Annotated in this window: 9 protein-coding genes and 1 pseudogene; 5 read left to right on the top strand and 5 right to left on the bottom strand. The window is 58.3% G+C overall.

Annotated elements, in window-relative coordinates; all coding sequences use genetic code 11:
* Positions 1–6: 6 nt before the first annotated feature.
* The 5 genes from HCZ87_RS18450 to fliF form a co-directional block, all read right to left on the bottom strand.
* The gene (locus HCZ87_RS18450; RefSeq protein ID WP_167646190.1) at positions 7–1,620 is read right to left on the bottom strand and encodes a long-chain-fatty-acid--CoA ligase; all 1,614 of its coding nucleotides are present in this window, start codon (positions 1,618–1,620) and stop codon (positions 7–9) included.
* A 257-nt stretch (positions 1,621–1,877) separates the two neighbouring features.
* Positions 1,878–2,624, bottom strand: a complete 747-nt coding sequence (gene fliP, locus HCZ87_RS18445) for a flagellar type III secretion system pore protein FliP (protein WP_167646189.1) — start codon at positions 2,622–2,624, stop codon at positions 1,878–1,880.
* Positions 2,621–2,917, bottom strand: a complete 297-nt coding sequence (locus HCZ87_RS18440) for a FliM/FliN family flagellar motor C-terminal domain-containing protein (RefSeq protein ID WP_139663419.1) — start codon at positions 2,915–2,917, stop codon at positions 2,621–2,623. The genes fliP and HCZ87_RS18440 overlap by 4 nt, the downstream gene beginning before the upstream one ends.
* Positions 2,910–3,506, bottom strand: coding sequence for an ABC transporter ATP-binding protein (locus HCZ87_RS18435; RefSeq protein WP_167646187.1), 597 nt, complete (start codon positions 3,504–3,506; stop codon positions 2,910–2,912). Before HCZ87_RS18435 ends, HCZ87_RS18440 begins: the two co-directional genes overlap by 8 nt.
* Positions 3,506–5,188, bottom strand: coding sequence for a flagellar basal-body MS-ring/collar protein FliF (gene fliF / locus HCZ87_RS18430; RefSeq protein ID WP_167646185.1), 1,683 nt, complete (start codon positions 5,186–5,188; stop codon positions 3,506–3,508). Before fliF ends, HCZ87_RS18435 begins: the two co-directional genes overlap by 1 nt.
* 119 nt (positions 5,189–5,307) lie before the next feature.
* On the opposite strand from fliF, the gene fliL reads away from it, so the two are divergent.
* The 5 genes and pseudogenes from fliL to HCZ87_RS18405 all read left to right on the top strand — a co-directional run.
* Entirely contained in the window at positions 5,308–5,832 is a 525-nt protein-coding gene (gene fliL / locus HCZ87_RS18425; protein ID WP_167646183.1) for a flagellar basal body-associated protein FliL, read from the top strand.
* Between the two features lie 9 nt (positions 5,833–5,841).
* Positions 5,842–6,315 carry a DUF6468 domain-containing protein gene (locus HCZ87_RS18420; RefSeq protein ID WP_167646181.1) on the top strand — a complete coding sequence of 158 codons (474 nt, stop codon included), beginning with the start codon at positions 5,842–5,844 and terminating at the stop codon, positions 6,313–6,315.
* The gene (locus HCZ87_RS18415) at positions 6,315–6,941 is read left to right on the top strand and encodes a MotE family protein (protein ID WP_167646179.1); all 627 of its coding nucleotides are present in this window, start codon (positions 6,315–6,317) and stop codon (positions 6,939–6,941) included. The genes HCZ87_RS18420 and HCZ87_RS18415 overlap by 1 nt, the downstream gene beginning before the upstream one ends.
* A 73-nt stretch (positions 6,942–7,014) precedes the next feature.
* Positions 7,015–7,884, top strand: coding sequence for a flagellar motor stator protein MotA (motA, locus tag HCZ87_RS18410; RefSeq protein WP_167646177.1), 870 nt, complete (start codon positions 7,015–7,017; stop codon positions 7,882–7,884).
* Positions 7,881–8,258 (top strand): annotated as a pseudogene (locus HCZ87_RS18405) (hypothetical protein); the annotation flags it as partial. The gene motA and the pseudogene HCZ87_RS18405, both read left to right, overlap by 4 nt.

Genomic DNA, 8,258 nt, shown 5'->3' with positions numbered 1-8,258 from the left:
CCCATGTCAGAGGAGCATCTCACCATATGATTCGCGGAGTTTGTTCTTCTGAACCTTGCCGGTTCCACCCAGCGGCAGCGCGTCCACGAATACAACAGCATCGGGCACCTGCCACGAGGCCACCTTGCCATCATAGTGTTTAAGAAGCTCTACCTCGGTGAGCGTATCGTCCGATTTCACCACAACCAGCACCGGGCGTTCATCCCACTTTGGGTGGCGTGCCGCGATCGCCGCCGCCTGTGCGACGCCAGGATGGGACATGGCGACATTTTCCAGCTCCACCGTGGAGATCCATTCGCCTCCGGATTTGATGATATCCTTGGAACGGTCGCGGATGATCATATAGCCATCAGGATCAATGGTGGCGACGTCTCCGGTATCAAACCACCCGTCCTTGGTCAGGGCGGGTTGCTCCTGGCCGAAGTAGGTGTCGACAATCCAATGGCCGCGGATTTGCAGATTGCCCTGCGTGTTGCCGTCCTCGGCCAGCGGCGCGCCGGCTTCATCCACGATACGCAGCTCCACCCCAAACGGGGGCCGGCCCTGGCCTTCGCGGATTGCCCCTTTTTCGGCGTCGCTCAGGGTTTGGTGTTTTTGCAGCAACTGGTTCAGAGTGCCCAGGGGGCTGGTTTCCGTCATGCCCCAGGCGTGGATCAATTCGACCCCGTAGGTATCGCGGAAGGTCGGGATCATGATCGTGGGCAAGGCCGAGCCCCCCACCACCGTGCGTTCCAGACTGGGGATCTTGCTGCCGGTTTTCGCCAGCGCCTGCAACAAGCCCATCCAGATGGTTGGCACACCTAGGGCGAGCGTGACCTCTTCGGTCTCGATCAGCCGCACCAGGCTTTCGCCATCCAGATTGGGTCCGGGGAGCACCAGTTTGGCCCCGACCGAGGCGGCAATATAGGGCACCCCCCAGGCGTTCACATGGAACATGGGAACCACCGCCAGCACACTGTCGCGCGCGGCAACAGCCAGCCCGTCCGGCTGGTTCCCGCCAAGCGTATGCAGCACGGTCGAGCGATGGCTGTAGAGCACGCCTTTTGGGTTGCCGGTGGTGCCGGAGGTGTAGCAGAGGCTGGAGGGTGTGTTCTCGTCCAGCTGCGGCCAGATGTAGGTATCGCTCTCCGCCTCCAGCAGCGTGTCATAGAACAACAGACCTTCGATCGCGGCGGCGGCCTCATCATTCGGAGGGCCCATCAAGACCACATGGCGCAGTTTGGGAAGATGCGCGCGCAGCTTGGCCACGGCGGGAACAAAGGTCGCGTCGATGAACAGCACCTCGTCTTCGGCGTGGTCGATGATGTAGATCAGCTGTTCCGGCTTCAGACGCGGGTTCAGCGTGTGGCAGACATATCCGGCCCCGGCGACGCCAAAGTAGATCTCCAGATGGCGGCGGTTGTTCCAGGCAATGGTGCCACAGCGCGTGCCTTGTGACAGCCCCAGCCGATCCAGCGCTGCGGCCAGCCGGCGTGCATTGCCCGCGACCGTGCCCCAATTGGAGTGCTCTATCTCGCCCGTGGTCTCAACGGAGCTGACAATGGTGTCGTGGTGGTATTTGCCCGCATGTTCGATCAACGCGCTGATGGTAAGCGGTTGCGTCATCATCTTGCCCAGCATGGGATCCTCCTCCTGATATGTACAGCCGTTGCGCGGCGGCTTGTCCTGCGACCAGAGAAGACCCCTGGCGTTGACAGCACTATATGCAAGACTGCTGGGCGTGACTTGGACAGAATGTCAAAGAGGGTCAATTCTGACGCATCGTTATGAACCGGAGCTGCCCGCCCTTCGGCCCGCGTTCACGGTCTTCTCGACCTCGAACATGACATCACCCCCGATTGCTGAACCGGGGGTGATGCTGATCCATGTGGAATGCGTCAGTTTGGATAGTAGCTCCGCACCAGCGCGCTTGCGATCAGGCTCCAGCCGTCAGCGACAACAAAGAAGGCCAGCTTGAACGGCAAGGAGACCAAGGCTGGCGGCACCATCATCATGCCCATGGACATCAGAATCGCGGCCGTGACCACGTCGATCACCAGAAACGGCAGGAACACCAGAAAGCCGATCTGAAAGGCGCGGCTGATCTCTGACAGCATGAAGCTCGGGATCAGGACCGAAAGCGGCGCTTCCGGGGTTGGGTCAATCCCAGAAGTTCCCGGGCGCAGATCGGAAATGGCGTAGAACGTATCCGGATCAAGACGGTTCGCCATGAAGACACGGAAGGGTTCGACCGCGCGCTCCAGCGCTGGCACCACTTCCATTTGCTCGTCCAGCAAGGGCGAGATGCCGGTGTTCCAGGCTTCGGTGAAGACCGGTTCCATGACAAAATAGGTCAGGAACATTGCCAGGCTGATCATCAGCATGTTTGGCGGCGCCTGTTGCAGTCCGATGGCCTGGCGCAGGATCGACAAGACGGTGACCAAAAACGGGAAACAGGTGATCATGATCAACAGGCCCGGCGCAACGCTGAGCACGGTGATCAGGAGGATCAGCTGAATGGTCCGGGCGGAAATGGATTGACCGTCGGCGAGGTTGAGGCTCAATTCTTGAGCAAGCGCTACCTGGGGCTGTGCCAGCAGTACAACGACCGCTAGCACCCCCAGAGCGAGAAATTTCCGTGTCATCCCAGCCCGCTTTGCAAATCTGCGATTTCTGTCAGCCGCACTGCGAGTTGCCCCGCCTGGTCGCCTTCCATTTCTTCCAGTTGGCCGCGGGCGACCAAACGATCCCCGACATAAAGGTCCACCGGATCCTCGACTTTCTTGTCGAGAGTGAGGATCGCGTTTTCGCCAAGGTTCACCAGATCACGGATCAGAGGGCGCGCCTTGCCGACCGAGACGATGACCTCCACGGGCACCGAGACGAATGGATTTGCGGCATCGGCCGATTTCGGGTTCAGGTCGCCGGTCTCATCCATATTGGTTGTCCTCTTTGAATTGATAGGAGAAGGCGTCAATCGAATCCTTGATGGACTCGATCAGAGCTTCGGAATTGAGTTCACGTTCACTTTGCCCAACGCGCAGCTGGGCCTGTCCGGGAGAGAGGGCCGCATCCTCGCGCACCCGAACCTCGACGGTGCTTTCCTCGCCCAGGAGAGCGCGCACCGCATTGCCTTCCCCTGCGGCAACAACGATTTCCATCGGTTCGCTGATTTGACCTTTGGCCATTTCATTGAGGTGATCAATGATGTGATGGCCGAAGGTCGCCGCCATTGTGTCCGGCAGGATCACCGAAGTGAGCACCTTGAACATTGGATCGAGCGATTCGATCAGCTGTGTCTGCGCCTCATGGTAAGTAAAGTTGAGATCCTCCAGCGATCCGGCCAGGTTTGCGGAAATGCGCGTGGTTTCCTTGTCCTTGGCCTCGATCGCGTCGTCCCAACCTGCGGTATAACCGGTTTCAAAAGACACCAGCTTAGCTTCTTCGATGACTTCTTCGGAAAAACTGCTGGCAGGTTCGACAGGGGTCTTGATGCCGAAGTCTTCTAGAAGATGTGCAATGGTCATCAGGCGCGCTCCTCATTGTTTTCTTCCAACCACCCGCGCAGGATCTGCACGGTTTCTTCCTGACGTTCGCCGATCATCGAGCGCAGGCGATCCACCGGATCATCGCTCATGCCGCCGCCGCCAAAGCTGTTCAGCCCATCGCCCATGCCCGGCAGGCCACCAAAGTCACCCATCGGTTCAAACTGGCCGGTTTCACCGTTCTCGATTTCACCGTCCAGCGCGATATTGGCGCCCAGATTCGGATTGGTCATGAAGCTATCGTCGCCGCCTCCCATGCCGGGAAGTTCCGGCAAGCCGGAGGACCCAAGGCCATTCGGCGAAGGCAGCGCCTGAACCGAGGCCCCGTTGCCAGCGAGAATCGGGCGTACCACGAAGAGGCCCAGCACCAGGGCAACCACAGCCAGAGCAGCCATCTGAATAAGCGACATGACATCAAAGTAGAGGTTGTCAAAGATCGAGGCGGTGACGGTGGTGCCTTCGGGCTCGACGTTGAGCAAATCCATCGACTTCAGGGTAATGACGTCGCCACGTTCCGGATCAAAGCCGATCGCCGCCGAAATCAATTCTCGCAGAGCTTCCAGTTCGTCGTCGCCACGGGGTTGGAATGCCGCTTGCCCATCAGCCGTGGCAGTGGTCACGCCGTTGACAAGCACCGCGACGGTCAAACGCTTGATCGCGCCGGGTCCACGAACGATCTCCTTTTCGGTCTCCGAGATCTCGTAGTTGATTCGCTCGCGCGTTGCGTTGGTGTTGGCCCGGGATCCTTCGCCGGTGCCCGCATCGCCATCGGGAATGTTGGAGGCCACGGTGACTTCACCAGCCTGATTCTGCGAACTGTCAGTACGCTCTTCAAGATCGGTGCTCACCGCCACCCGGCTATCGGGATCAACGCGTTTTTCGCGAATGGATTCGGTGTCGGTCACCGTATCCACGCTCACTTCGACAACCGCATTGCCGTGGCCTACGCGCGCTTCGACAAGACGCAGCACACGCTCACGAATCGTCTTGGAGCGGTCATCGGTGCCGGCGCCGGCAGCAGCGGCAGCCTCTGGTGAGCCGATCAGCGTACCATTGGCGTCGATCACCGCGACGTTGTCGACCGCAAGCCCAGCTACCGCAGAGGCCACAAGGAAGCGAATCGCATTTGCTTGCGATGGCGTAACCGGTGTGCCCATTGACGTCACAGACACGGAGGCCGTGGGTTCAATGGTGCGTTGAAACGGGTTGCTGCCAGTATTGGCGATATGCACCCGCGCCTGGCTGATGTGGGGGTTGCCCACGATCGTACGTGCCAGTTCGCCTTCTTTCGCGCGCCAGTAAGCGGCATCGAACATCTGTGATGTCGTTCCGAATCCGCTCAATGAATCAAGGAGTTCGTATCCTTTGCCGCCGTTGGCGGGCAGGCCCTGGCTGGCCAGGGTCATCCTGAGTTCATCGCGTTTGCTGGACGGGACATAGATCGACCCGCCGCGTACTTCATAGTCGACACCGCTCGTTTCCAGAGCGCTGACAACATCTCCGGCCGAGCTGCTTTCGAGCCCGGCATATAGTAGTTGCATGGATGGCTTGTTCGCCACCATGGACATGAGGAAGAATGTGAAGATCACGGCGAGAGTCGCCCCGATCGCCATCATCCGCTTCCGCTTGTCCAAACCTGCCCAGACATTCTTGATCTGCTGCACATTAACCTCCGTCGCACCGGCGTTCTCTCCGGCCTGCAACCCTTTTCTCCGATTGGCCTTAACATTCGGTTAGTTCCTGTCGGGTTATGAACAGGGTGCACGACGTTTTAGGGATAGCCATGACAGACGCTGTAGCGAATGTAGAAACAGATGGACCGGCGAAGAAAAGTAAGATGCCCCTTATCATAGGGCTCGTACTGGCGATCGCGGGTGCAGGGGGCGGATTTTATGCCGTTCAGTCAGGCCTTCTTCCCTTTGGCAACAAGGCTGCGCCAGAAACAGCGCATGCCGCCAAAGAGGCGCCAGAAGGCGTGGACAAGGGTGAGTCGGCGGAGGAAATCGCCAACTTAGCCTTTATCGAAATGGAACCGATTGTGGTCACGCTGCGCAAAGCCAGCGGTGTTCAACAACTTCGGTTCCGTGCGCAACTCGAGGTCGATCTGGCCAATCAGGCCGAGGTCGAAAAAGTCCTCCCCAGAGTTGTCGATGTTCTGAACAGCTATTTACGCGCGTTGGAGCTGGACGATCTGACCGATCCGATGGCTCTGCCCAAACTGCGGGCACAGATGCTGCGGCGGATCAACATAGCAACCGGTCAAGGCCGTGTGAAAGATCTGCTGATCATGGATTTCGTACTCAACTAGGAGGACAGGATGGAACTTATAGCTGATATCCTGCTTGCAGCTGGAGCGATGGGTGCCGGGTTTTATTGCCTGGTGCTGTCGCGCCGTTTGAAACGGTTCAACGACCTTGAAAAAGGGGTCGGCGGTGCCGTGGCGGTGCTTTCGTCGCAAGTAGATGATTTGAACAAATCGCTGACGGCGGCGCGCCAGATGTCGGATGGCTCCAGCAAGGCGCTGGAGCAGCTGACGGGCCGAGCCGAATCGGTGTCGCATAAGCTCGAACTGATGATGGCCTCGATGCATGACATCGCGCCGCAACAGGAGCAGCAGGCCGCACCGGCGCCGAAAATGTCCGAGGAAAACGATGCTCTGGCAGAGGCATATCAAGCTGAAGCACAGGCAGAGGCGCCGCAGCCGGAAGCAGAGCCCGAACCGCAGGAAGAGGCAAAACCCTCTGGTCTGATGTTCGTTCGTCATAACCGGAATCAGAATCGGGTGGCGTAATGGCAAAGGTCGACAACAAGGCTCAAAAGCCGGCGAAGATGCAGAAGGTCAAGCGCGGTACGCTTACGGTGCTGGCCGTTCTGTTGATGGGCTCCGCAGTGGTGCGAGTCGCGCTCGAGGCTGCCCCCGCTATTGCGCGAGAAGTGGCGGAAATGAAATCGGGTGACTCCGGCGATCATGCCGCCCCGGCGAAGCAACATAGTGCGGTCCCCGATTCGGCGGAAATGCAGGCCATGCTGGCCGCTTTCAAGAAGCGCGAGCAAATGCTGGACGCGCGCGAAGCCGAAATCGAAGATCGCATGAAAGCGGTCGAAATCGCAGACCAGGCGATCACGCGCAAGCTTGAGGATCTGAAGAAGGCTGAAGAAAAGCTCCTGGCGACTCTGGCGCTGGCGGATGGTGCAGCCGAGGAAGACGTCTCCAAGCTAACCACCGTCTACGAGGAAATGAAGCCCAAGGAAGCCGCAAAGCTGTTTGAAGAGATGGATCCGACCTTTGCTGCCGGGTTCCTAGCACGGATGCGACCGGATGCGGCAGCGGGCGTTATGGCCGGCCTTAGCCCGGAAGCAGCCTATACCATCAGCGTGGTTCTTGCCGGACGAAATGGTCAGGTGCCCAAGGAGTAACTTGGGCCCGACTCAGGCTTTTTTAACAAGACTGACCTACCATCCAAGCAGAGATAGAATTTGGAGCATACCTATGATCGGCATTGTCGGGATCATCGTGATCTTTGTCATGGTGTTTGGTGGTTACCTGCTTGCAGGCGGCAAACTCGGCATCATTCTTAAATCGCTTCCGTTCGAGATGATGATGATTGGTGGTGCCGCGGTGGGGGCATTTCTGATCAGCAACGACATGGCTGGAGTGAAACATACACTCAAGGATGTCGGAAAGGTCTTCAAAGGGCCGAAATGGAAGCCTGAGGACTATAAGGATCTTCTCTGCCTCTTGTTTGCGTTGATCCGCATCGCACGGGCGAATCCGGTTGAGGTTGAGCAACATATCGAGGACCCGGAGAATTCCACGGTCTTTGGAAAATATCCCAAAATCCTGGCGGATAAGGAAGCAATCAACCTGATCAGCGACACTATGCGCTCGGCGTCTATGAACTACGACGATCCGCATCAGGTTGAAGAGGTGCTGGAAAAACGTATTGAGGCCAATTTGCATCATGCGCTGCATTCTGGCCACGCCTTGCAAACCATGGCGGATGGTTTGCCGGCGCTCGGGATTGTTGCGGCCGTACTTGGCGTGATCAAGACCATGGCAGCGATCGACCAGCCGCCCGAGGTGCTCGGCAAGATGATCGGTGGCGCGCTTGTGGGGACCTTCCTTGGGGTTTTCCTCTCCTATGGTCTGGTCGCTCCTTTTGCGAGCAAGGTGAATGCTGTCGTCGAAGAAGACGCGCATTTCTACCAGCTGATCCGCGAGGTTCTTGTGGCGAACCTGCATAACCACGCCGCAGCCATCTGTATTGAAGTGGGGCGTCAGAATACGCCATCCCACATCCGGCCCGGATTCTCTGAGCTGGAGGAAGCTTTGAATGAAGTGAAACAGGACGCAGCATGATATCGCGAGTCATCGCATTCGTCGCCGCAGGAGTGGTGGCCGGATACGCAGAAGCCCAGACAATCGTCACACGCTCGGGTGAGCATGGAGATTTTACCCGTCTGGTGATGCGAATTCCTGACGGGGTGGAGTGGTCGCTCACGCAGAGCGACCGCATCGCAACGGTGAATGTTGGCTCGCCGACAGCGGTTTTCAATACGCAAAATGTGTTTGATATGATCCCGCGCACTCGGATCCAGGGGGTGTCGCAAAACGGTCCTGGTCAGCCCCTGCGTATTGATCTCGGGTGCGAATGTCGCGTTGACTATTATCAACAGGGGGATGGGTATCTGGTGGTTGACGTGCGGGAGGGTCGGCCATTGGAATTGGCTGCG

Source organism: Phaeobacter sp. HF9A (assembly GCF_011806385.1).
GTDB lineage: Bacteria > Pseudomonadota > Alphaproteobacteria > Rhodobacterales > Rhodobacteraceae > Epibacterium.
The sequence above is the reverse complement of the archived record's forward strand: the minus strand, read 5'-3'. Positions and strand labels throughout refer to the sequence as shown.